The organism is Bosea sp. 124 (assembly GCF_003046175.1).
Classification (GTDB): Bacteria; Pseudomonadota; Alphaproteobacteria; order Rhizobiales; family Beijerinckiaceae; genus Allobosea.
On sequence record NZ_PZZM01000001.1, the window covers coordinates 1,832,520 to 1,855,567 of the forward strand.

Consider the following 23,048-nt stretch of genomic DNA (forward strand, 5'->3'; position numbering starts at 1 on the left):
GATGGACTCATGTGGCGAGCCGATCCTGACATGCAAGAGTTCTGCTAAGGGTTAAAGGCAACCCGAGATGCTCGGGCTTGACCCGAGCATCTCGGAAACCAGCACCTTCGTGTCACGAGATTCCCGGGTCGCCGCTTCGCGACGCCCGAGAATGACGCTCTCCCCTCAGCGCCGGATGATCGTGCCCGAGCCGGTATCCGTGAACAGCTCGATCAGCGCCGCATGCGGCACCTTGCCGTCGAGGATGACGACCGCCTCGACGCCCTTTTCCAGTGCATAGATGCAGGTCTCGATCTTCGGGATCATGCCGCCCGAGATCGTGCCGTCGGCGATCAGGTGGCGGCATTCCTCGACCGTCAGCTCGGGGATCAGCTCCTTGTCCTTGGTCAGGACGCCGGGAACGTCGGTGAGCAGCAGCAGGCGCTTGGCATTGAGCGCGCCGGCGATGGCGCCGGCGAAGGTGTCGGCATTGACGTTGTAGGTCTGGCCATCGTCGCCGGCGCAGACCGGCGCCAGCACCGGGATCAGCTCGGCCTTGAGGACGGAATCGAGCACAGAGGTGTCGACCTTGTCGGGCTCGCCGACAAAGCCGAGATCGAGCACCTCCTCGATCTTCGAATCGGGATCGACGATGGTGCGCGTCACCTTGCGGGCCGTGACCATGTTGCCGTCCTTGCCGCAAAGGCCGATCGCCTTGCCACCTTCGCGCGAGATGTAGCCGACGATCTCCTTGTTGACCGAACCGGCCAGGACCATCTCGACGACGTCGACCGTTGCCGCATCGGTGACGCGCAAGCCCTGCTTGAACTCCGACTTGATGCCGAGCTTGCCCAGCATGCGGGCGATCTGCGGCCCGCCGCCATGGCAGACGACCGGCTTGAGGCCCGACTGCTCCAGCAGGACGATGTCCTCGGCAAAGTCCTCGGCGGTGGCGGCATCGCCCATGGCGTTACCGCCATATTTGATCACGATGATCTCCTGATCGTAGCGCTGCATGTGCGGCAGCGCCTGGACCAGCAGGTCGGCGGCTTGCGACGGCGTCAGATGGGCGGGGTTGATCATCGGGCAGGGTCCGCAATACCGCGAGGAAGTGTGCGGCGCGCTTCTAGCGGAAGATCGGCCGCGGCGGAAGGATGAACCGCCATCGAGGCGTGCCAGAGATCACATCGACAACCTGAGATTGTATTTTTTTCGAATGCTCGCTTTAATCCCAATCTGCCGATGATTCGTCGGCTGAAATGGAGACAAGCCGATGAGCAGTTGCACCGACAAAAATGGGGACAGGTGGGAAATCTACCCGTCTGGAAGCGAGTGGCGCTGGCGTCGAACGGCATCAAACGGGCGTATTGTTGGCGCTTCGACTGAGGGCTACTCAAGCAAGGCCGCCTGCATCGCCAACGCGCAGCGCAATGGCATGACCTGCACGCCAAGCTGACGACCTCGGCGGTCAGGTGCGCGGCGCGAAGAGGGCCGAGAGCGCCAGCCCGAACCAACTGGCCATCATCAGGAAGCCGCCCGTGGGCGCCGCGTCCTGAAACAGCCGCTGACCGCCGAAGCCGCGGCGCGCGAGATCGGCTGCAAACACCACGACGCCCAGGCACAGAAAGGACAGCGCGATGCGGGCCATGATCTGATGCAGCAGCCCGACCTTGCGGGCAGCCGTGGCAGCGATGACGACCGGCGCATGGAAGAGCAGCATCTGGCCGGCTGTGGTGACGGATTCGGCGACGCCGCTATGGGCGCCCGCCGCGAGGAGCCCGACACCAGCCAACCCCAGCAGCATCGCGATGGTCAGATGGATCTTGGCGGCGTTGTGCCTCATCCCCGCTCCGCCAGCACACGCCCGACCGCCGCGCGCAGTTCGGGAATTCCCAGGCCCGTTTCGCTCGAGGTCAGCAGCACCTCGGGAAAGGCGGCGGGGCGACGCTTGATCTCGTCATAGGTCGCCTCGCACATGAACTGCTGGTCGGCCTTCTTGAGCGCATCGCCCTTGGTCAGCACGACCTGATAGGACATCGCCGCCTTGTCGAGCGTCTCGAGCACGGCATTGTCGACGTCCTTCAAGCCATGCCTGGCGTCGATCAGCAGATAGACCCGCATCAGGTTCGGCCGCCCGCGCAGGTAGTTGTGGATCAGGTTGGTCCAGGAGGCGACCTTGGCCCGGCCGACCGCCGCATAGCCATAGCCCGGCATGTCGACGATGGTCAGGCGCTCGTCGCCGCCGACCTGGCGGAAGAAGTTGAGCTGCTGGGTGCGGCCGGGCGTGTGCGAGGTGCGCGCCAAAGCGTTCCGTCGCGTCACGGCATTGATCAGGCTCGACTTGCCGACATTGGAGCGGCCGGCAAAGGCGATCTCGTGGCCGACCATCGACGGCAGGTCGTCGATATGGGTCGAGGCCCAGACGAAATCCCACGGCCCCTCGAAGAGCTTGCGGGCGGATTCGATCTCATCGTCGGTGAAGGGTGTCGTCATGCTCGTGGTCATGGCGCCTACGCCTACACGGCCGCGTGCAGCGCGTCGATGTCGGCACCCGCGATCGCCGCGACATTGCGCGCGATCTTGTCCGCTTCCCAATCCCACCAGCGGATCGCCAGCAGCGCCTCGACCACCTCCGGCGGGAAGCGCAGCTTCACCACGCGGCCGGGATTCCCGACAACGACGGCATAGGGCGGCACGTCCTTCACCACCTGCGCCCGCGTCCCGATGACGGCGCCGTCGCCAATGGCGACACCCGGCATGATCACGGCCTCGCGGCCGATCCAGACATCGTTGCCGATGACCGTATCGCCGCGATGGGCATGGCCCGCGATGTCGGGCGCTCCTTCGATGCCGAACATCTGGAAGGGATAGGTCGAGAAGCCGCCCATCGGGTGGTTGGCACCGTTCATGACAAACTGGGAGCCTTGAGCGATCGCAACAAATTTCCCGATGACCAGCCGGTCGCCGACGAAATCGAAATGGTAGCGGACGCAGCGGGCGACGAAATGCTCGGGGCCGCGCGAGTCGTCGTAATAGCTGTAGTCGCCGACCTCGATCAGCGGGTGGTCAACGATCGCCTTCAGGAAAGCCGTGCCCTTCCAACCGGGGATGGGGTGGCGCGTGAGAGGGTCGGGCAGCGGCATCGGCTCTAAAGGCGAAGGGCGGGGAAACCCCGCCCTTCGCTCCTTCACTTCTTGTTGCTGTTGGCGGGCTTGCCCGGCGTGGGCGCAGCCGCGGCAGGGTCCGGCTTCTTGCCGAACATTCCCTTGAGATTGTCGAACAGCTCGATCTTCACACCATGCTTGCGCATGATGTAGCCCTGCTGCGTCACCGAAAGCAGGTTGTTCCAGCTCCAGTAGATCACCAGGCCAGCCGGGAACGAGCCGAGCAGGAAGGTGAAGAACACCGGCATCCAGGTGAACATCATCTTCTGGACCGGGTCCGGCGGCTCCGGGTTCATCTTCATCTGCACGAACATCGTGATGCCCATGATGATCGGCCACAGGCCGAGATGCAGCATCGCTGGCGGCGTAAAGGGCACTAGGCCAAAGAGATTGAACAGATTGGTCGGATCGGGCGCTGCGAGATCGCGGATCCAGCCGAAGAACGGCGCGTGCCGCATCTCGATGGTGATGAACAGGATCTTGTAGAGCGCGAAGAAGACCGGGATCTGCACCAGCACCGGCCAGCAGCCGGCGAGCGGGTTGATCTTCTGGGTCTTGTACAGCTCCATCAGAGCCTGCTGCTGCTTCATCTTGTCGTCGGCATAGCGCTCGCGCAGCGCCAGCATCTCCGGCTGCATCGCCTTCATCTTCGCCATCGAGGCGTAGGACTTGCTGGCGAGCGGGAAGAAGACGCCCTTCAGGAGCAGCGTGACGATCAGAATCGCGACACCGAAATTGCCGACATGCTTGTAGATCCAGTCGAGCAGGAAAAACATCGGCTTGGTGATGAAATAGAACCACCCCCAGTCGATCAGCAGGTCGAAGCGCTTGATGCCGAGATCGCGCTCATAGCCGTTGATGGCGGCAACTTCCTTGGCGCCGGCGAAGAGCCGCGCCGTGCTCACAGCGCTGGCGCCAGGCGCGACCGTCACGGCTTCCGAAAGGAAATCCGCCTGGTAGGTGCGCTGCGAGCCGGTCTGCACCGAGGAGAAGCGGCCCTCATATTTGCGGCTCTGCTCCGGGACGACCGTCGCCGCCCAATATTTGTCGGTGATGCCGACGAAGCCGCCGACGGCATCCTTCCAGACGCGCCCATTGGTGCCGGGTGCGAGCAGCGGCTCCTTGTCGACATGGTCGTAGGTGAACTCCTGCAGACCGTGTTCGCCGAGAACGCCGATCAGGCCCTCATGCAGGACGTAATAGCCGAGCGTCGGCGGCCGGCCGTGACGGACGACCTGGGCGTAGGGGAACAGCGTTACGGCGGCCGCGCCCTTGTTCTCGACTTCGTCCTTGACGGAGAACATCGCGTTCTCGTCGATCGTGACGATGCGGCGGAAGAGCAGGCCCTGGCCGTTATTCCAGGTCAGGGTCAGCGGCTTGGCCGGGGTGAGCACCTGCGCGTCCGGCGTCCAGACGGTCGAGGCATTCGGCAGCGGCACAGTGGTGCCGGGCGCCGCGACCCAACCGAAGTCGGAGTAGTAGCCGTTGGGGCCGCCCAGCGGCGACAGCAGCACGATGATCGGGCTGTTGGGATCGACGGTCTCGCGGAAGGCCTTCAGCGAGATGTCGTCGATGCGCGAGCCGGTCAGCGAGATCGAACCCGCGATTCTCGGCGTATCGATGCGGACACGCGGGCTGGCCGCAAGCGCCTGGTCGCGCGTCGCGGCAACCGCGGTCACCGGAGCAGCGCCGGGAACCGTCGTTGCGTTCTGGCCCGGCACGGTCGAGGGTGCAGGCGCGACGCCCGCTCCCGGAGCCGCCTGGCTCTGCGCCTGCTGGTTCTGCTGCGCGATCTGCTGCTGCTTGTCCATCTGCGGCTTGGCGTAGAAGAACTGCCAGCCGAGCAGAATGACCACCGAGAGCGTGATCGCGAGAAGCAGGTTGCGGTTGTCTTCTTTCATCATGATCGGAAACAGATCTCGCTGACGCCCCGTCGGGCTTTAGGGATTTCGGGGGCTTTTAGGATTGCGGGCGCGCATCGCCGCTGCGGGCGGCCGCCTTGTCGGGCAGGGCCTTGTCGGGCAGCGCGGCCTTATCGGAACGAGGCTTGTCGAGGCGAGGCTTGCGGCCCTGCCCCTGCGGCCGAGCGCGCTCGATCGCGACAGAGAGTTCGTCGACCAGCATGCGGAAATGGGTGGTGAGGGTCTCGGGGCGCGCGACGATGACGACATCGCAGGGCCGGCCAGCCTGGCCGGCCAGAGCCTCGGCGGCTGCGACGCGCAGGCGCCGGCGAATGCGATTGCGCTTGACGGCGTTGCCGGCCTTGCGCGACGCGGTCAGACCGAGGCGCAGGCCCTCGGGCTCGCGCGCATCGCTACCGTTGGCATCGCGCAGCGGGGCGTCGAGGACCTGGACGGTGAATGCAGACGAACGAAAACGGCGGCCTTTATCGGCCGCCGCCAGAAACTGCTTGCGTTGCGTCAGACGGGCTAGGCGCATGGCGATTGGCCAGTCTTCCGGAAAAGGCGCGCCGAAATCACGCGCCTGTGGCTCAGGCCGAAAGCTTCTTGCGGCCGTGAGCGCGGCGAGCGGCGATGACCTTGCGGCCGCCGGCGGTGGCCATGCGGGCGCGGTAGCCGTGGCGGCGCTTGCGGACCAGCTTGCTGGGTTGATAGGTTCTTTTCATCGTCCGTCTCCGGGGCCCTGTCGGCGTCGCGGTCGCAGCCTTCCGTGGAAAGCGTGGCCGGCGGCGCCTGTCATGCAAAAGGTTCCGCGCCGCCCGGAGGGCTGCGCAAGTGGCGGGCTTATGGCGGATGGCCCGATCCAAGTCAATGCCGAAGTCGCGACCGAAGCGGCACCTGCGGCGAAGCTTCACGCCGATTTTCGACAGTCGGCCCGGTTCGCTGCGCTTGCGCTCGGCATTCTTATCACCGATATAGCGGCCGGGAGGTTGGCGAGGGACGTCTCACTCGCCAACCGGGTCAGGTCCGGAAGGAAGCAGCCCTAACGAGACCGAACGGGTCTTCGTCCAGCCTCCCACCCTGCTGGCGCGCGTGTTGCGACGCCGCTCCTGCCAGACCGGCGTCGCCACCCGAAAACGGGCGTTGACCCCCGCGCGGCGAAACGCCAAACCAGACCGATGAGCGACGATACGAACGCAGCGCCCCCCGCCGACGAGCCGGGCTTTGCCGGCTTCGACCCGGCGCCCCCGGCCGCGCCCGCGTCGACGGCTGCCTCGCCCTATCGCGTGCTGGCGCGCAAATACCGCCCGGCCCATTTCGGCGACCTGATCGGCCAGGATGCGATGGTGCGCACCCTCACCAACGCCTTCGCCGCCGGGCGCATCCCGCAGGCGTGGATGCTGACGGGCGTGCGCGGTGTCGGCAAGACGACGACCGCCCGCATCCTTGCCCGTGCCCTGAACTACCAGACGCCCGATGGCGGCGGCGGGCCGACGACCGATCTCCGGGAGTTCGGCGTCCACTGCAAGGAGATCATCGAGGGCCGCCATATTGACGTGCAGGAGATCGACGCGGCCTCCAACAACAGCGTCGACAATGTCCGGCAGATCAACGACGCCGTGCGCTATGCCCCAACCTCGGCCCGCTACAAGGTCTACATCGTCGACGAGGTGCACATGCTCTCGACCGGCGCCTTCAACGCCTTCCTGAAGACGCTGGAGGAGCCGCCGCCGCATGCGCGCTTCATCTTCGCGACGACGGAGATCCGCAAGGTGCCGGTGACGGTTTTGTCGCGCTGCCAGCGCTTCGACCTGCGCCGCGTCGATGCCGGGCTTCTGGTCTCGCATCTCGCGGGCATCTGCAGGGCGGAGAATGTCGAGGCCGAGGACGAGGCACTGGCCGCGGTCGCCCGCGCCGCCGAGGGCTCGGTGCGCGACTCGCTCTCGATCCTCGACCAGGCCATCGCCCATGCGGCCGGCACGATCACGCTGGAGGATGTCCGCTCGATGCTCGGCCTCGCCGACCGGGCGCGCGTCATCGACCTGTTCGAGGCGGTTATGAAGGGCGACATCGCCGCGGCGCTGGGCGAATTGCGGGCGCAGTATGATGCCGGCGCCGACCCGGTCGTGGTGCTGACCGATCTCGCCGAGTTCACCCATCTGGTGACGCGGCTCAAGCTCGTGCCCGATGCCGTCAAGGACAACAGCCTGGCCCAGGCGGAGCGCGTGCGCGGCGGCGACTTCGCCCAGCGCCTGTCGATCCGCATCCTGGCACGTGCCTGGCAGATGCTGCTGAAGGGCATCGGTGAGGTGAAGCAGGCCGACCGGCCGATCATGGCGGCCGAGATGGTGCTGGTGCGCCTGGCCCATGCCGCCGACCTGCCGACGCCAGACGAGGCCCTGCGCCTGCTGCGCGACGGCTCGGGCGCCCTGCCTTCTGGCCAAGTGTCCGGCCAAGCCGCCTCGTCTTCGCCGCGTCCGCCCTCGGGCGGCGGCAACACCGCGCTCGCCGCGCGGCCGGTCCTGGCCAGCGCCAATCCGATGCCCGAGATCGCGGCCGCGCCGCGCGCCCAGGCCCAGCCCGCCGTGATGGTGGCCTCGCTGGAGGATGTCGTCGCGCTCGCCTCGCAGCATCGCGACATCACGCTGAAGCTGGCGCTGGAGCGCGATGTCCGGCCGGTGCGCTTCGAGCAGGGACGGATCGAGTTCGCCCTGGCCGCCGGCAGTTCGCGCACGCTCGCCACCGATCTCTCGCGCCGCCTCAAGGAATGGACCGGGCAGACCTGGATGGTCGCCGTGGTCAATGGCGAGGGCGGCGCGACGCTGCGCGAGCAGATCGAGGCCGCGCGCGGCCAGCGCGAAAGCGACGCTGCCTCGCATCCGGCCGTGAAGGCGGTGCTGGAGCGCTTTCCGGGCGCACGCATCGTCGATGTGCGCGATCCGCGGGCGGCGGAGGCGGACACGCCCGCGACCGCTGCGGCGGAAGATGAATACCTGCCGGATGGCGAACCGCTCTTCGACGATGCGGAGCCCGATTTCGACGGCATCGATTTCTGAGATTCAATAAGGAGACCGACGCGATGCGCGACATCATGGGCCTGATGAAGCAGGCGCAGGACATGCAGCAGAAGATGGCCAACGTTCAGGCCGAGCTCGACACGATCGAGGTCGAGGGCGCGGCCGGCGGCGGCATGGTCACCGTGACGATGACGGCCAAGGGCGCGCTCAAGGCGGTGAAGATCGACCCGGCCCTGATGGTGCCCGACGAGCGCGAGATTCTCGAGGATCTGATCGTCGCGGCCAGCAGCGACGCCCGCAGCCGTGCCGACCGCGTGATGCAGGAGCGCATGGCCGAGATCACCAAGGGCCTGCCGATCCCGCCGGGCATGAAGCTGTTTTGAGCATGTGGCGCGCGGACGGCTGTCATTCCGGGGCTTCGCCCAGCGAAGAACCCGGAACCCACGACCGGGCGAGCCTGCTCGTGACGCCGCGTCGTATCGCGGTCACCCGGTCGGGGGTTCCGGGTTCGTCCTGCGGCCGCCCCGGAATGACGGCGTAGCCCCATGTCCCGCGCCATCGCCGGCCCCGAGATCGAACGGCTGATCCAGCTCTTGGCCAAGCTGCCGGGGCTCGGGCCCCGCTCGGCGCGGCGCGCGGCGCTGCACCTCGTCAAGAAGCGCGAGGCCCTGCTCGGGCCACTGGCCGAGGCGATGGCGGTGGCGAAGGAGCGCATCGTCGTCTGCTCGACCTGCGGTAATGTCGATACCAGCGACCCCTGCTCGCTCTGCCGCGACCCGCGCCGCGACGACGGGCTGCTCGTCGTCGTCGCCGACATCTCCGATCTCTGGGCGCTGGAGCGTTCGGGCGCAGTGCCCGGCCGTTACCATGTGCTGGGCGGGGTTTTGTCCGCACTCGACGGAGTCCGCCCGGAACATCTTTCTTTCGACGCGCTGGTGGCGCGCGCCTCCAACCCGGCCGTGAAGGAGGTCATCCTGGCGCTGAGCGCCACGGTGGATGGCCAGACCACGGCGCATTTCATCACCGATCTCTTGGCGCATCTGCCGCTCAAGGTGACGAAGCTCGCCCATGGCGTGCCGGTCGGCGGCGAACTGGACTATCTCGACGACGGCACGCTCGCCGCCGCGATCCGCCAGCGGACCGGGTTCTGAGGCAGTCTCAGAACTTGTAGGCGACGCTGGCGCGCAGCGCGTGCGTCGTCGATTCCTGGCGGATGGCGAGCCCGAGCAGCGGGCCGCTCGCAGCGTAGTTCAACTTGCCGAAATCAGTGTAGCGGTATTCGACGCCGAGGATCAGGTTGTCCGTATAGGCGAAGTTGACGCCCGCGCCGGCTGTCCAGCCGGTTTTCGAGCGATCCGCGCTTTCGGCCAGCCCCGTCGCGGTGTTCTGAAGCTGGTAGTCGAAGTCGGTGAAGGCGGCGCCGCCAGTCGCGTAGATCATGAAGCGGTCCAGGGCGAAGCCGACGCGGCCGCGCACGGAGGCCTGCCAGTCGCGCCGGACTCGCGCCGCGATCCCCGGGGCGATGAGCGTTTCGCCGACATCGAGCGCCTCGACGTCGCCCTCGATGCCGAAAACAATGCTGCCCGCCTGATAGTTGAAGCCGGCATGCGCGCCACCGAGCGCGGAATCGGAGCTCTGGCGGAAGGCGGCGCCGTTGAAGGCGCGCCCGAGCGTGTCGGAAAGCGCTGTGCGCTCCTGCCCCCAGGAAGAACCCGCTTGCACGCCGAGATAGACGCCCGTCCAGGAGTAGAAGGCGGGCAGGGCCGGAGCCGGCGGCAGGCGGGACGAGGGCATGTCGGCTGCGCCGGCCGGGGCGAGCGACAGAAGCCCGCCACACAGGGTGAGAACACCAGCCAGACCGGCTTTCCGATGCATCGTCATCACGGCCTCAACTCGTCAACGAAACGGGGCGGCGCGCGCCTCATGCGGCGGCGAACATGGCCATGATCAGAAAGCATTAAGGTTAACGATCGGCTAAGCCCGGGCCATCGGTGGCGTCGCCTGGAACCTTCGCGGCGACACGCTGTTGCTTCGCGGTGCTGCCGCGACGAAGCTGGAGCGGCAGTGGAGACGGTCCTGAATGTCCTTCCTGAAACGGATCACGGGTGCGGCAGGCGCTGGCGTCGCGCTGGGCTATGTCACCGAGGCGATCACGGCGCGTCTGTCGCGGCGCAAGCGCGAGGCGGCGCGGGGACGCATGGCCCGCACACCACTGCAGATGCCCTGGCTCGGCTGGAAGGATGTGCTGCTGCGTTTCGCCGGCAATGTCGCCGACAACCGGCTGAGTTCGCTCGCCGGCGCCGTCGCCTTCTTCACGCTGCTGTCGCTGGTTCCGGCCCTGTCGCTGCTCGTGACGCTGTATCGCTACTTCACCGACCCGGCGACGATCGCAGGGCAGCTCGATACGGTGACGACGGTCTTTCCGCAGGCGGCCCGCGACCTCATCCATGAGCAGGCTATGCGCCTGGCCCTGCTGCCGGCCTCGCCGCTCTCACCGACCTTCATCATCAGTCTGCTGGTCGCCGTCTGGTCGGCGAACGCCGCCGTCAAGGCGATCTTCGATGCCTTGAACATCATCTATCGCGAGCAGGAGAAGCGTAGCTTCCTTTGGCTGAACGCCGTCTCGCTCGTCACGACGCTGAGCGGCGTCATGCTGCTCGTGGCGGCGCTGACCGCGATCGCCAGCGTGCCGGTTGCAACGGCGCTGTTTCCCTTCGCCTTCGAGCTGGAGCGCCTGCTGAGCCTTGTGCGCTGGCCTGTCTTCCTCGTCGTCGCCACGCTGTCGATCGCCTGCCTGTACTGGATCGGACCGAGCCGGAAGCGAGCGCGTTTCGTCTGGGTGATGCCGGGCGCCGTCGCGGCGGCGATCCTGTGGGCCGCCGCCTCCTGGGCCTTCTCCTGGTATGTCGGCACGCTCGGCAACTACACCGCGACCTATGGCTCTCTCGCCACCGTCGTCGTGTTCATGACCTGGCTCTGGCTCTCGGCCATGATCGTGCTCGGCGGGGCGGAGCTCAACGCCGAACTCGAGCACCAGACCGCGCACGACACCACGACCGGCCAGCCCAAACCGCTCGGCATGCGCGGCGCCACGATGGCAGACCGGGTCGGCCCCCCGGCCGCCGGATAGGAGTCTCGCCCCGCCATGCTCAACCCCGAGAACACGCGCCAGGACGATCTGCGCAGCGGCCACAGCCCCTGGCTTGCGGGGCCGCCGCGGCCGGCGAGCGCAGGGCTCGACGCCGACATCCGCTGCGACGTGGTCATCGTCGGAGGCGGCATCACCGGCGCGCTCGCCGCAGAACATCTGACGGCGCTCGGCCACGATGTCGTCGTGGTCGATCGTGAGCGCGAGGGCTTCGGCAGCACGGCCGCCAGCACCGCGATGCTGCAATGGGAGATCGACCTGCCGCTGCGCCGTCTCGCGGCGCTCTATGGCTTCGACAAGGCGGCCGATATTTACCGCCGCAGCTTCAAGGCGGTCGAGGGGCTGCGCGACCGGATCGCACAACTGGAGCTGGGCTGTGCGTTCCTGGCGCGCGACACCGTCTATCTCGCGGCAGGCGAAGTCGGCCCGCGCGAATTGCTGGATGAAGCGATCCTGCGCCAGAAGGCCGGCCTGCCCGGGACGCTGCTCGACCATGCCGCCCTGCTCGGCGCTTTCGGCTTTGACCGCGCGGCGGCCATCGTCTCGCCCGGTTCGGCCGAGGCCGATCCGCTCAGCCTGTGCCATGCGCTCCTGCATGTCGCGGCCGGACGCGGCGCGCGGATGATCCGGGACGAGGTCGTGAGCTTCGATGCGACCGCGGCGAGCGCCGCCGTGCAGCTCTCCGGCGGCCACACGATCGAGGCCGGCCATGTCGTTCTGGCCACCGGCTATGTCATGCCGGACGGCGTCGGCAGCGCGCTTCACCGCGTCGCTTCGAGCTGGGCGCTCGCCACCCTGCCACAACCGCCCGCCGCGCTCTGGCCCGGGCCCGCTCTCGTCTGGGAAGCATCGGAGGATTACGTCTACTGCCGCACCACGACGGATGGCCGCATCATCATCGGCGGCGAAGACGAGGAGACCGATGATCCGGAGCGGCGCGAGGCGCTGGCGGCCGCGAAGACCGCGGCCCTGCTCGGCAAGCTCCGCGCCCTCGTTCCCGGCGCCGAGCCCACGCTCGGCCACGCCTGGTCGGGAGCCTTCGGGCAGACGGTCGACGGGCTGCCGCTGATCGGGCGGGTGCCCGGCCGGCCGCGCATGCTCGCAGCCTATGGCTATGGCGGAAACGGCATCACCTTCAGCTTCCTGGCCTCGCGCCTGATCGGCGCGCTGATCGCGGGCGCGGACGCACCCTGGTTCAGCCATTTCGCCATCGACCGGCCGGAACCCACCAGGCTCTGAAGATGGCACGATTGCGAGGCTGCAATCGTGGCCTTGCAGCCGATGGGGGAGACAAGGCGGGCGAGCAGGCTCATCTATCCGGCGTGCGGCCCAGGAGCCGCGAACCGATGGAGACTGCCATGCTCGCGGTCGATGACAGCAAAATCGCCACGCCCGTCAAACTCGAGGCGCTCGACGCACCCTATCATATCGGCGCGGTGACCCTGCGCGTGCATGATCTCGCCGGGCTGACCGCGTTCTACCGTGATGGCATCGGGCTGGGCGTGATCGAACAGGGCGCGGAGTTCGCGACGCTCGGCGTCGACGGCGAGGTGCTGGTGCGGTTGCAGCAGGGCGGCACGCGGCCGAGTTCGCCCGTCGGCCTGTTCCATCTGGCGATCCTCCTGCCGTCGCGGGCCGATCTCGCCGACTGGGTCGCCCATGCCGCGCAGACACGCGTCCCGCTCGAAGGCGCTTCCGACCATCTCGTCAGCGAGGCGCTCTATCTGTCCGACCCGGAAGGCAACGGCATCGAGATCTATCGTGACCGGCCGCGTGCCGACTGGCCGCGACGCGACGGCGCGATCAAGATGGCGACCGACCGGCTCGATCTGAATGCGCTTCTCGCCGAGGCGCGGCCGGGCTCCTATGCCGGCATGCCAAGCGGCACCCGGATGGGCCATATCCATCTTTGCGTCGGCGATACGGCCGAGGCCGAGCGCTTCTATGCCGGCACGCTCGGCTTCGATGTGATGGTGCGCTATCCAGGTGCGAGCTTCCTCGCCAGTGGCGGCTACCACCACCATATCGCCGGGAACATCTGGAACAGCCGGGGTGCGGGTCCGCGCCAGCCCGGCGAGGCAGGGCTCGACTCCTTCGCGCTGATCGCCCGCGGCGCGGCCGATTTCGAAGCGATGCGCAGCCGGATCCTGGCGGCGGGCGGCAGCGAGACGGCCCAGGGCCCGTCGATCGCCGATCCATGGGGCAACCGCCTCACTCTCGGAAGGCGATAGGCTAAAAAAGACAACGCCGCCGTTCAGAACCGAACGGCGGCGTTTGCTTGTCGACTTTGTCGGCGGCGACCGATCTCCGGGACAGATTGCCGCCTCGCGGCGACAGCCCGTTCGGTTACGCCTTGCTGGGCGTAGCGACGGCGTCGGACACGAAATTCGCGATCTCGCGGATCGAGAACGGCTTGCGCAGGAAGCGCACCGTGCGCAGCGCCTCGGGAACGTCGCTCGGCGTCGAACCGGAGACGAAGGCGAAGGGCGTACCGCTCTGCAGCAAATCCGCCGCGACGTCGAAGGTCTTGCCGCCGACGACGTCGATGTCGAGAAGCGCACAAGAGAGCTTCGCAGCGGAGGCGCGGCGAGCCTGGGTGACGGATTCGACGACGATCAGTTCGGCCGAGGCGCCGAGCTGCTCCGCTACCGCCGACTCGATGTCCATGGCGATGAACGGGTCGTCTTCTACGATCAGGACGCGGATATCAGACATCGACTCCCGCTGCCTTTCCAACTCTAGAACCCAAAACGTATCGATGGGACAACGTTATGGGGATGGCGATGTTCCGGAGACGATACCGGGACCAGCCTTTGTCTTGGTCAAATTCGATTCAATTTGCCGCAACAAGGTTAGCGAACGGTAAGCCAGAGCCCGCCCGGGCGGGCTCGTCAGCGACGGCGTCCGGGCGGGGCGAGGGTCAGATCGAAGCCGGTGACGCCCAGAGCGACGTTGACGCCACGGGAGCCCTGAAGCGACAGCGGCTGCAACGTCACCTCGTCATTGTTGCCGCCGACCAGCAGGTTTGCACTGCCGCCGACACCGGCGGAGGCGCCGGCCGTCGCGCCGGCATAGCGGCCCGAAAGCGCACCAAGCGGCGCCCGGGCATAGGGTCCGTAGACGCGCCAGGACATCGTGCTGCTGCGAATGGTGCCGAGATCGAGCCCGAAATTGCGGACAACGCCGACATAGCGCTGAGCGGGGCCGCGCCGGGGCGTGAAGGTGCAGTTCATCGGACGCTTGGACGTCACGACCAGCCCGATGCCGCCCCCGACATTGCAGGTGAGGCGCCCGGTCGGGGGACCGGACTGCGAAAATGATGGAGCGCTTGAAACCAGAAGCCCCGCTGCAGCGACGACAGCAGCAAGGACTGGGCGGTAATGCCGATCGATCATCTGGGAGCTCCTGACATGAAGGTGTCCATCAACGCCGCAACGCCACCACAGTTCCGCGCAAGCTGGAACTAGTTAACGTCTATCGCGTTGACGCGTCACCACCGCATTCAAAGGCCGATGATCGTGAGCCAGAACCGGGCCGCTTTCCCCATCTCCCTGCTGGCCACCGGCCCGCGTACCGGGAGTCCAACGCCGTTCTGGGAGCTGGAAGAGCTGATCGCTCTCGGCTTCGATCGCGATGTCGCCCTCAAGGTGATGTCGGTCAGGCGATGCGAGCATCCCGTCATGCCGATGCCCGACGTGATCTCCCAGCTCACATTGCCGCGTCACCGGCGGGCGCTTCTGTCGTCCAGATGAGTTTTCGGTCCTGACAGGTTTCCTGCGGGTCAAGGCGCACTCGCCCCGTCCGGCCTGTCCTTCCCGTCATTGACAGAACCGGCTCGCGGATATCCGGCGCTCCTGGATGTCGACATGCAAATGGTTGCTGTGGGCAGCATCGGAGCCGGGACCGAGGCTGGTCATGAAGGCGCCGCAGGCCGACTGCCTCACGCCCGCCAGAAAGCGCTGCTGGGAGGCCCCGTCCGGCTTCTCGACCACGACCGTCCCATCCACCTTGCCGTCGCCGATCACGAAGCCGAAAATATCGAGCGCGCGGCCATTGGCGTGCTCGCTCAGCGCACCGGTCGACGATCGGTTGCGACGCCGGCATTCGTGACCGCCGCCGACCCTCAAGGCGGTCAGTTCCCGCGTGAAATGCCCTCGCGCCAGAGGCTGGACGCTGGTCCCGAGCCATTGCGCGACGACTGTCGCCATGGCGCAGCTCAGCGTCACGGGTGGCTGGAAAGCGATCCGGCGCGGCTCCGCGTCCGTGCGCAGCGTCAGCGCCTCGACGACCACCGGCTCGACGACGGCGCAGGCTGCGTCCTGGCCGGGCACTGTCTCGGCAGCGCGAACGCCGGTTCCATGGGTCACCATCAATGCAGCCAGACACGCCGGGCTCGCGCCTGACCCGGCAGGCGCGTCCTGGTTCTCGCCAGTGGCGGGCTTCGGTGCGTCGGGAACCGGCACAGGTGCGGCCGGCAAATCCGCCGGGCGGCGGGGCGGCATCGTCGGCGGCGCCTGTGATTGAGCCGATCCGACCGACGGGAGAAGGAGGAGGAGCCCGAGCAGACCGACCGCCGATGCGCGGCGGCGGCCTGCCCGGGCTCGCTTCCCTGAAAGATCAGCTATCAAGCGCCGAAGCGCTGGCCACGGCGACCGCCGTGACACCCGCCAAAGCAAGCGACAGAAGCTCGGAGGTCAACGCGCCCTGCGGCACAGCTCCGCTGAACAGCGCCGCTCCGATCGAGGCGGCCGCGATCAAGGCTGCAATGCAAGTCATGGCCATGGATCCACACCTCCCCAGATGACGAGCCGGAACTTTCTTTGCGAGCAGCCGATGGAACGCCGATGCCGGCGCCTTGTTCCACGACCGCGCGACATATCGGAGCCGCGGCCGGCGTGAACGAAAACGGCCCGCAACACAGCGCGTCGCGGGCTGGAAAAGACATCCGATCCAGCGGCGTTCAGGCGGCCTTGCGGCCCGCGCGCCGGTCGAAGAACAGCGCCTGGCTGATCGCGGCCTTCACGGCCTCGGGCTGGAACGGCTTCGTGATCAGGAAAGCCGGCTCCGGGCGGTCGCCGGTGAGCAACCGCTCCGGATAGGCGGTGATGAAGATCACCGGCACATCGATGGTGGCGAGAATTTCGTTGACCGCATCGAGGCCGGAGCTGCCATCGGCGAGCTGGATATCGGCCAGCACGAGACCAGGACGCTTCTTGGCGACCAGCGCGATCGCCTCGCGCTGGGTCCGGGCGACGCCGGTCACAGTATGGCCGAGCTCCTCGACCATCGTCTCGATGTCGAGGGCGATGATCGGCTCGTCCTCGATGATCAGCACATCCGTCGCGACCTGCTCGGCGATCTCCTGGCCCGCCGTCTGGATGAGGCCGGCCGTCTCCGCCGGAGACACTTCCATGATCGCGGCGACCTCGTCGATCGAGAAGCCCTCGACGGTGCGAAGCAGGAAGGCTTGACGCGGGCGCGGGGTCAGCGCCTCGAGATTGCGCTCGGCCGGCGAGCGGTTCAGTGAGACGGCGGCACCCGACTCCATCGTATTGAGCCCAACCGAAGACCAGAGCTTCAGGAACGTCCGGTAAAGCCCGATGCGGGGATTCAAGTCTCGCGGGAAGGCGCCGGGATCGAGCACCAGTGCCTCGAGCATCGCAACAACATAGGCATCGCCGCTGTTCTGTGTCCCCGTCAAGGCGCGTGCGAATCGGCGCAGATAGGGCAGATGCGGCGCAATTTCCTTGGCAATCGACATGGATGCGTCCTCTTAGAAATGTGCCGGAAATGAGCACCGGACGCGGCTTTCTGACAAGCGTTTTATTTTTCATTCCGCCCGGAACCTTTTGCCGAAAAGGCTGTTGAACGGGAGTACGAGTGTCGGTATCGCCCAACGAAAGGCGATCCGGCCGGAATGGAAGTAAGCCGGGACCTGCTGGAAAAGCAGGCCTGGATTTTGCGCGAGGGCTGACATGAGCAAGATGGATTCAGGGACAGCCGCTCCCGATGACGGCGGGGATCAGGACAGCGAGCTGAGCCTCGATCCCAAAGTCCAGGAATCGATCGGCCGCTCGCTGAAGGCGCATTACGACGACATCGTCAATGCGCCGGTACCGGACAAGTTTCTGGTGCTGCTGGCGCAGCTCGAGGCAACCGAACACCGCGCTGCCGGAGCGTCGACCGATGAGTTCAACTGATTTCAAGGATGGCCTCATCAAGGAGATCCCGAACCTGCGCGCCTTCGCGGCCTCGCTTTCGGGCTCCATGCAGCTGGCCGACGACCTCGTGCAGGACACCCTGCTGAAGGCTTGGGGCAACTCGGAGAAGTTCGAGCCGGGCACGAGCCTGCGTGCCTGGCTCTTCACCATCCTGCGCAACACCTATTACTCGCTCTACCGCAAGCGCGGGCGCGAGGTGCAGGACAGCGAAGGCACCTATGCCGAGCGCATGGCGACGCATGGCAATCAGGAAAGCCATCTCGACCTGGCCGACTTCCGCAAGGCTCTGGCGAAGCTGCCGGAGGAACAGCGCGAGGTGCTGATCATGGTCGGGGCGACCGGCCTTTCCTATGAGGAGACAGCCGAAATCTGCGGCGTCGCTATCGGTACGATCAAGAGCCGGGTCAACCGGGCTCGCACGAAGCTCGCCGAACTGCTCTCGATCGGCAGCCTCGACGATCTCGGGCCGGACCGCAAAAGCGCGGCCGCGATGCAAAGGGTCGGTTCTGAAATCGTCGGGCCCTGATGAAGCTCGCGCGCTTCCGCACAGTTCGAGGCCGCCTGCTCGCGCTGCTCGTGGCGATCGCGCTTCCGATCGCCGGGCTGACGGCCGTGGCGGCGGTGACGACCTATCAGACGGTGGTCGCGGCGATCGAGATCGCGCAGGCGCGGACGGCGGATGACTTTGCCGTTCGGACCCGTGTCTGGAACCGCGGCGCGCAGCGCGCGCTGATGGCGGCCGGATCCCTGATCGCAAGCACGGGCCTGAGCGGGCCTGGCTGCCAAACCGCGGCGCGCGACATGCTGGGTCGCATTCCGGGATATCGCGCCTTCCATGTCGTTCTTCCGGACGGCAGGGTGTGCTCGGCCTCGCTGGACAGCGAGATTTCCGAAGCGGATCTGGCCGCCGTATCGGCTAGGCTCGCGACTTTGCCACGGTCCATCGTGAAACTCGGCTCCGGCTTGGCTGGCGCACGCTACGATCATATCCAACTGGGCGGGCGCGACCATCTCGCCGTCCATATCCAGGCGACCGCCGACGGCCTGCTGCAGGAAGGTCTGCTGCTGGTCGATCCGGACCTGCTCGACCAGGTCTTCGAACTGGGGGACAATGGCGGCAGCATGAATGTCGCCCTGATCGCGCAGGGCCATGCCGTCGCGACGCATCACGGCGCTGCCGAGACCGACACGTCCTGGCTCCCCGCGCAGGAGGTCGTTCCCGAGGATGCGCGGCGCTGGGAGGCGAAGAGCCGCGCCGGAAGCTGGCGCACCTATGCCGCGCGACTGGTCACCGCCCCTGATTTCTACGTGATCGCGAGCTTCGACGATGCGCCCGAACGGGCGGCGCGGATGCAGTTCCTGGCACTGCTGGTGGCGCCGCTGCTGACCTTGTTGCTGCTCTGCATGGTCTATCTGCGTGCGATCGACCGGCACTGCGTGCACTGGCTGCGCGGCATCGAGGCCGCGGCGCGGGCAAGATCGACCCAGCCGAACGCAAGGGCGGTCATCGCCGAGGACATGCCAAGCGACATCCGCAGCGTCGCGGAGGCCTTCAATACGATGGTCGACGAGCAGGAGGTGCGCCAGCGGCGGCTCCAGACCGCGCTCGACGACAACCGCTTCCTGGTGCGCGAGCTGCATCACCGGGTGAAGAACAGCCTGCAGGTCGTGCAGAGCTATATCGGCCTGACCAAGCGCGACTATCGCGAGGAGGCGCGACTGGCGCTGGCCGATGCCGAATGCCGGGTCCATGTGCTCTCGGCGGCCTATCGCTTCACCCTGGCCGATGGCGAGATGCAGCCCGTGCGCGTCGACCTCTTCATCGAGGACGTGGTGACGATGATCGCCAACCTGATCCGCCGCCGCGGCCAGGACGTCTCGAGCCGACTCGAAACCGCGGCGACCCTGTCCGTCGACCGGATCATTCCGCTCGGCTTCCTGGTCGTGGACGTGGCGTCACGGGTGCTGCGCAGCAACCCCGAGGTCGGCATCACGATCATCGTCCGCGATGTCGATGACACCACGCTCGAAGTCGCGCTGGAGGCGGATCGCGATATCGCGCCGAGCGAGCCGCCCAAGCTCTTTGCCGGCCTCGTGGCGCAGATCGAAGCGGTTCAGGTCGGGCCGGCCGAAGGGCGCAGGCTCGGGAGCTGGCAGGTCGGCCACAGGTCCTGACGAAAAGTCGCGCGGCCGGCGGAACCTGTCAGGCCAGCTCCTCGACCATCTCGATCGTGACGCCGACACCGAGCCCGAGAAACGAGCCGGTCAGGCCGGTGAAGCTGCCGGAAACGGGCGAGGCATCCTCCGGCACGCGCGCGACGGCAACCCGCAGGAGTTGCCGGTCGGCGACGAGGTCATTGGTCGGATCGAACTCGACCCAGCCATCACCCGGAATGAAGACGTCGGCCCAGGCATGGGTCAGGCCCACGGTGGAAACGAGCCCGGCGGCATCCGGCGTCCGGTCATGGATGTAGCCCGTGACGAAACGCGCCGCGAAACCCATGCGGCGGGCGAGTTCGATGAACAGCCAGGCATAATCGCGGCAGGAGCCCGCCTGCTGGCGCAGCGTATCGGCCGGATGCTGCGTCCCTTCGTCATAGCGCAGGGCGTAACTCAGCCCGCCATAGATCGCATGGGCGAGATCGCGCAGCAGATGACCGCTGCCCTGCCCGATCCGGGCCCTGAAATCGCTCAGCCACTGATCGAGCATACCATCGGGATCGGCAGCGGCCAGATCGAGATAAGGTTGCAGCACGGCCCGCTCGCCCTCGCTGTAGACAACGCCGCTCACCGAGGCTGCCGGCTCGATCTCGGTGCGCGGCAAGGCCGACCCGAAGCGCTGCAACACGAGTTCGCTGACGATGTCGAGCGTGTCGGCCGGGGCGTCGAAATTCGCGATGGCGACGGAGTTGCCATAGGCATCGTGCATCCAGCGCAGCCGTGCCTGCGGCGAGATCGAGAGCGCCGTATCGACGACACGCAGATCGAAGCTGTCGCGGGGGCGCAGCATCAGGCGATGCGGCCCGAACGCCACCGGCCCGCCGTAGCGGTAGGTCGTGGAATGCCGGATGCGCAGATACATGGGTTATCCCCGGGTGTCGGATCGACCCTCGCCTCCATCAGCAAGGGGCGTGGCCAAAAAACAAGCCGCCCGAAGGCGGCTCTTGAGTGCGGCGCGAGGGTTGCACCGCCCGATCAATGCGCGACGAGCCTGAAAGTTCCGCGTCTTCTGCGTACCCGTCGGATTTCTCAGCGTGTAACCGCGCCACTCGCCTTCTCAGCGCGTAACCGCGCCATCCGCACGTGACAGCATCGCCTGCTGCGAGCCACCGATGGCGCGCTTGGTCACGCCGACCGAACGCTGCGAAGGATCGACCGACGCGACGCGCGTGTCGGTCGGCACCTGCCGCTCGATCTTGGCCTGCGCGACGGCGGCCGAACTGTCGGCGTTGGTCTCCTGCAAACCCGAGCCGAGGGTCAGCGCGAACACCGCGGCGCCCATGAAACCGAAGAAGAGGCCGGCGCGCTTGATGGGGGCAAGGCTGTTGTTCAACATCTGTCTCTCCCGACGCCGTGGCCGGGCAAGAACGACCGGCTTCCGGTGAGTTAACGCGAGGAGGCGCGGCGGGTTCCCATCTCGCAGCGGCAAGACGGGACTGGCCGATCACATCGGCGCGAGCGCACCGGCCTCACGCGGCCTCGTCATTGGCGGCCTTGCGGGTCTTGAACAGGCGCCAGAGCGATTTGCCGAGCCGGCGCGAGGTCAACTGCGCACCGGCGAGCCGCTTCTCCAGCGTGATCTTGCGGTCGTGGAACTCCTCGAGACCGGGACGGTGGCCGACGCTGATCACAGTCGCATCGGCGAGTTCGGCCTCGAACAGGCCGAGCAGCGCGGTCTGGCTGTCCTCGTCGAGGGCCGAGGTCGCCTCGTCCATGATGATGATGTCGGGCCGCCGGATGACGAGACGCGCGAAGGCAACGCGCTGGCGCTCGCCGCCGGACAGGATGCGGTCCCACTTGTCCTCATCGTCGAGGCGCTTGGCGAGATAGGCCAGGCCACAGCGCTTGAGGGCAGCGATGACGATCTCGTCCGGCACCGGCTTCTCGGCCTCCGGATACAGCAGAACGGTGCGCAGATTGCCCATCGGCAGATAGGGTTTCTGCGGCACGAAGGCGAGCGACTTGCCGCGCGGCAGCGCGATCGAGCCCGAGCCCCACGGCCAGAGGCCGGCGAGCGCGCGGATCAGTGTGCTCTTGCCGGTGCCGCTCTCGCCGACGATCAGGACCTTCTCGCCGAGCTCGATCACCACATTGGCATCGGCGATGACGATGCGGCCATTGCTGTGCGCGATCGAGAGGCCGTCGATATGGATGGCGCCATCGTCGCTCTCCTCGACCGCGATATGGCTCTCGCCCTCCATGATCGTGCCGATGTCTAGCCCTTCGAGGGCCTCCTGCAATTCGTCGACGCGGGTCACCGAGGCGAACCATTCGGCAAGGCGGACGAAGTTGTCGACAAACCAGATTAGCGCCGCCTGCACGGCGCTGAACGCCGCCACCACCTGCATCACCGCCCCCAGCGAGATATCGCCGGCGAGGTATTTCGGGGCAATCAGCAGCAGCGGCACGATCGGGAAGAGCGCGCCATTGGTGTTGAGCACCAGCGCGATGACGCCCTGCTGCCGGATCACCCGCAGCCAGGCCGCGACCACCCTACCGTAGTTCTCGCCGACCGAGCCGCGCTCGTCGGCATCGCCGCGGATCAGCGCGATGCTCTCGGCATTCTCGCGCAGCCGTGTCATCTCGGCCCGGAACTGCGCCTCGGCCTCATTCTTGGCCGCGATCCGGGCGACCAGCGGGCGCCCCGTCAGATAGGCCGCGAGCGAGGCGACGAGCGCGTAGCCGATGGCGGCAAGCGCCATATAGCTCGGGACCACGATCTCGACGCCGGCCAGCATGAAGCGAGCGGAACCAGCGACATGCCAGAGGATCGCGGCGAAGGTCGCGGCCGTGACCGCCGCACTGATCAGGCCGATCGCGAACTCGACCAGGGGCTCGATGGCGAGGCGGACATCCTCGGCGATGCGATATTCAGGTGCCGCCTGCTCCTGGGCGACGAATTGCAGCCGATAATAGCGTTGGTCGGCAATCCACCAGCCCGCGAGCCGGCGCGTCAGATACTCCCGCCAGCGCATCTGCAGCAGCATGCGGCTGATCACCAGGGCCGACAGGCTCAGCGCCGAGGCGGCGATCAGCAAAGGCAACCACGCCGCCGCGCTCCAGGCAGCTGCGGTGTCGCGCTTTTCGAGCGCGTCGAAAAACAGCCGGTTCCAGGTGTTGACCCCAACGGCGGTCGCAATCTGCGCCGCGACGAAGGCGAGGACGACGAGCGTCAGCCCCCAGGCGCGAACCTTCGTCTGCCCTTTCCAGAAGGGCAGAGCCGCTGCAAAGAACCGGCGCATGCGCGAACGCCCGGCGACGCGCGGTTTTTCAGTCATAGGGCTTGTGTCTCCGGAGCAGTGCGCGCGTATTTGCCGTTCCTGCGGGAGCGGCTCATCGAAAAACGTTTGGCCGCAGCGACAGTTCCCGGGAACCAGACGGAATGTTGCTTTGCACAA

27 protein-coding genes and 1 other RNA gene are annotated in these 23,048 nt (G+C 66.9%); 12 read left to right on the forward strand and 16 right to left on the reverse strand.

The window, feature by feature from the left end; all coding sequences use genetic code 11:
* Positions 1–165: 165 nt before the first annotated feature.
* On the reverse strand, positions 166–1,062 hold the full coding sequence (gene argB, locus C8D03_RS08555; RefSeq protein WP_108045880.1) for an acetylglutamate kinase: 897 nt from the start codon (positions 1,060–1,062) through the stop codon (positions 166–168).
* A gap of 190 nt (positions 1,063–1,252) precedes the next feature.
* On the opposite strand from argB, the gene C8D03_RS08560 reads away from it, so the two are divergent.
* Positions 1,253–1,435, forward strand: coding sequence for a YegP family protein (locus C8D03_RS08560; RefSeq protein WP_108045881.1), 183 nt, complete (start codon positions 1,253–1,255; stop codon positions 1,433–1,435).
* A gap of 12 nt (positions 1,436–1,447) precedes the next feature.
* On the opposite strand, the gene C8D03_RS08565 is transcribed toward C8D03_RS08560, so the two are convergent.
* Genes C8D03_RS08565 through rpmH form a run of 6 tightly spaced genes read right to left on the reverse strand, consistent with a single transcriptional unit; the run spans position 1,448 to position 5,769 of the window.
* Positions 1,448–1,822, reverse strand: coding sequence for a DUF423 domain-containing protein (locus C8D03_RS08565; RefSeq protein WP_108045882.1), 375 nt, complete (start codon positions 1,820–1,822; stop codon positions 1,448–1,450).
* A complete protein-coding gene (yihA, locus tag C8D03_RS08570; protein WP_108045883.1) occupies positions 1,819–2,472 on the reverse strand; it encodes a ribosome biogenesis GTP-binding protein YihA/YsxC in 654 nt (217 codons plus the stop codon). The genes C8D03_RS08565 and yihA overlap by 4 nt, the downstream gene beginning before the upstream one ends.
* A 23-nt stretch (positions 2,473–2,495) precedes the next feature.
* Positions 2,496–3,122 carry a CatB-related O-acetyltransferase gene (locus C8D03_RS08575; protein WP_108045884.1) on the reverse strand — a complete coding sequence of 209 codons (627 nt, stop codon included), beginning with the start codon at positions 3,120–3,122 and terminating at the stop codon, positions 2,496–2,498.
* Between the two features lie 44 nt (positions 3,123–3,166).
* A complete protein-coding gene (gene yidC / locus C8D03_RS08580) occupies positions 3,167–5,044 on the reverse strand; it encodes a membrane protein insertase YidC (RefSeq protein WP_108051399.1) in 1,878 nt (625 codons plus the stop codon).
* A gap of 58 nt (positions 5,045–5,102) precedes the next feature.
* The gene (gene rnpA, locus C8D03_RS08585) at positions 5,103–5,582 is read right to left on the reverse strand and encodes a ribonuclease P protein component (protein WP_108045885.1); all 480 of its coding nucleotides are present in this window, start codon (positions 5,580–5,582) and stop codon (positions 5,103–5,105) included.
* A 52-nt stretch (positions 5,583–5,634) separates the two neighbouring features.
* Complete coding sequence (gene rpmH, locus C8D03_RS08590; RefSeq protein ID WP_067253664.1) at positions 5,635–5,769, reverse strand: 50S ribosomal protein L34; 135 nt, start codon at positions 5,767–5,769, stop codon at positions 5,635–5,637.
* Positions 5,770–6,027: 258 nt separating this feature from the next.
* On the opposite strand from rpmH, the gene ffs reads away from it, so the two are divergent.
* From ffs to recR, 4 genes are all read left to right on the forward strand, one after another.
* Positions 6,028–6,124, forward strand: an RNA gene (ffs, locus tag C8D03_RS08595) — signal recognition particle sRNA small type.
* Between the two features lie 98 nt (positions 6,125–6,222).
* Positions 6,223–8,100 (forward strand): DNA polymerase III subunit gamma/tau, encoded by a 1,878-nt coding sequence (locus C8D03_RS08600; RefSeq protein ID WP_108045886.1) that lies wholly within the window; start codon positions 6,223–6,225, stop codon positions 8,098–8,100.
* Positions 8,097–8,444: a YbaB/EbfC family nucleoid-associated protein gene (locus tag C8D03_RS08605; RefSeq protein WP_282568614.1), complete on the forward strand. Its 348-nt coding sequence runs from the start codon at positions 8,097–8,099 to the stop codon at positions 8,442–8,444. The genes C8D03_RS08600 and C8D03_RS08605 overlap by 4 nt, the downstream gene beginning before the upstream one ends.
* Positions 8,445–8,606: 162 nt before the next feature.
* Positions 8,607–9,212 carry a recombination mediator RecR gene (gene recR, locus C8D03_RS08610; protein WP_108045888.1) on the forward strand — a complete coding sequence of 202 codons (606 nt, stop codon included), beginning with the start codon at positions 8,607–8,609 and terminating at the stop codon, positions 9,210–9,212.
* Positions 9,213–9,219: 7 nt separating this feature from the next.
* Here recR and C8D03_RS08615 read toward each other — a convergent pair whose 3' ends face one another.
* Positions 9,220–9,942, reverse strand: coding sequence for an outer membrane protein (locus C8D03_RS08615; protein WP_108045889.1), 723 nt, complete (start codon positions 9,940–9,942; stop codon positions 9,220–9,222).
* A gap of 199 nt (positions 9,943–10,141) precedes the next feature.
* Here C8D03_RS08615 and C8D03_RS08620 point away from each other — a divergent pair, with 199 nt between their 5' ends.
* The 3 genes from C8D03_RS08620 to C8D03_RS08630 all read left to right on the forward strand — a co-directional run bounded on the left by C8D03_RS08620 (position 10,142) and on the right by C8D03_RS08630 (position 13,440).
* Entirely contained in the window at positions 10,142–11,191 is a 1,050-nt protein-coding gene (locus tag C8D03_RS08620; RefSeq protein ID WP_108045890.1) for a YihY/virulence factor BrkB family protein, read from the forward strand.
* 15 nt (positions 11,192–11,206) lie between these two features.
* The gene (locus tag C8D03_RS08625; protein ID WP_108045891.1) at positions 11,207–12,448 is read left to right on the forward strand and encodes an NAD(P)/FAD-dependent oxidoreductase; all 1,242 of its coding nucleotides are present in this window, start codon (positions 11,207–11,209) and stop codon (positions 12,446–12,448) included.
* Between the two features lie 119 nt (positions 12,449–12,567).
* A complete protein-coding gene (locus tag C8D03_RS08630; protein WP_108051401.1) occupies positions 12,568–13,440 on the forward strand; it encodes a VOC family protein in 873 nt (290 codons plus the stop codon).
* 115 nt (positions 13,441–13,555) lie between these two features.
* Here the strand turns inward: C8D03_RS08630 and C8D03_RS08635 are convergent, their stop codons facing one another.
* Together C8D03_RS08635 and C8D03_RS08640 are read right to left on the reverse strand one after the other, a co-directional pair.
* Positions 13,556–13,924: a response regulator gene (locus C8D03_RS08635; protein WP_108045892.1), complete on the reverse strand. Its 369-nt coding sequence runs from the start codon at positions 13,922–13,924 to the stop codon at positions 13,556–13,558.
* A gap of 176 nt (positions 13,925–14,100) precedes the next feature.
* The gene (locus C8D03_RS08640; protein WP_108045893.1) at positions 14,101–14,604 is read right to left on the reverse strand and encodes a DUF992 domain-containing protein; all 504 of its coding nucleotides are present in this window, start codon (positions 14,602–14,604) and stop codon (positions 14,101–14,103) included.
* A gap of 123 nt (positions 14,605–14,727) precedes the next feature.
* Here C8D03_RS08640 and C8D03_RS08645 point away from each other — a divergent pair, with 123 nt between their 5' ends.
* A complete protein-coding gene (locus C8D03_RS08645; protein ID WP_146170114.1) occupies positions 14,728–14,961 on the forward strand; it encodes a hypothetical protein in 234 nt (77 codons plus the stop codon).
* 66 nt (positions 14,962–15,027) lie between these two features.
* Here the strand turns inward: C8D03_RS08645 and C8D03_RS08650 are convergent, their stop codons facing one another.
* From C8D03_RS08650 to C8D03_RS08655, 3 genes are all read right to left on the reverse strand, one after another.
* Positions 15,028–15,711, reverse strand: coding sequence for an extensin-like domain-containing protein (locus C8D03_RS08650; RefSeq protein ID WP_108045895.1), 684 nt, complete (start codon positions 15,709–15,711; stop codon positions 15,028–15,030).
* Between the two features lie 115 nt (positions 15,712–15,826).
* Positions 15,827–15,985, reverse strand: coding sequence for a hypothetical protein (locus C8D03_RS26410; protein ID WP_210203910.1), 159 nt, complete (start codon positions 15,983–15,985; stop codon positions 15,827–15,829).
* 184 nt (positions 15,986–16,169) lie between these two features.
* Positions 16,170–16,970 carry a response regulator gene (locus C8D03_RS08655; RefSeq protein ID WP_108045896.1) on the reverse strand — a complete coding sequence of 267 codons (801 nt, stop codon included), beginning with the start codon at positions 16,968–16,970 and terminating at the stop codon, positions 16,170–16,172.
* A gap of 214 nt (positions 16,971–17,184) precedes the next feature.
* Between C8D03_RS08655 and C8D03_RS08660 the strand changes: the two genes are divergently transcribed.
* Genes C8D03_RS08660 through C8D03_RS08670 form a run of 3 tightly spaced genes read left to right on the forward strand, consistent with a single transcriptional unit; the run spans position 17,185 to position 19,605 of the window.
* A complete protein-coding gene (locus tag C8D03_RS08660; protein ID WP_248308403.1) occupies positions 17,185–17,409 on the forward strand; it encodes a NepR family anti-sigma factor in 225 nt (74 codons plus the stop codon).
* The gene (locus C8D03_RS08665) at positions 17,396–17,956 is read left to right on the forward strand and encodes a sigma-70 family RNA polymerase sigma factor (protein ID WP_108045897.1); all 561 of its coding nucleotides are present in this window, start codon (positions 17,396–17,398) and stop codon (positions 17,954–17,956) included. Before C8D03_RS08660 ends, C8D03_RS08665 begins: the two co-directional genes overlap by 14 nt.
* A complete protein-coding gene (locus C8D03_RS08670) occupies positions 17,956–19,605 on the forward strand; it encodes a histidine kinase dimerization/phosphoacceptor domain -containing protein (protein ID WP_108045898.1) in 1,650 nt (549 codons plus the stop codon). The genes C8D03_RS08665 and C8D03_RS08670 overlap by 1 nt, the downstream gene beginning before the upstream one ends.
* Before the next feature lie 28 nt (positions 19,606–19,633).
* Here C8D03_RS08670 and C8D03_RS08675 read toward each other — a convergent pair whose 3' ends face one another.
* From C8D03_RS08675 to C8D03_RS08685, 3 genes are all read right to left on the reverse strand, one after another.
* Positions 19,634–20,512, reverse strand: a complete 879-nt coding sequence (locus C8D03_RS08675) for a transglutaminase family protein (protein ID WP_108045899.1) — start codon at positions 20,510–20,512, stop codon at positions 19,634–19,636.
* A 195-nt stretch (positions 20,513–20,707) separates the two neighbouring features.
* Positions 20,708–20,986, reverse strand: coding sequence for a hypothetical protein (locus C8D03_RS08680; RefSeq protein ID WP_108045900.1), 279 nt, complete (start codon positions 20,984–20,986; stop codon positions 20,708–20,710).
* Positions 20,987–21,119: 133 nt separating this feature from the next.
* A complete protein-coding gene (locus C8D03_RS08685; RefSeq protein ID WP_108045901.1) occupies positions 21,120–22,928 on the reverse strand; it encodes an ABC transporter ATP-binding protein/permease in 1,809 nt (602 codons plus the stop codon).
* Positions 22,929–23,048 lie beyond the last annotated feature (120 nt).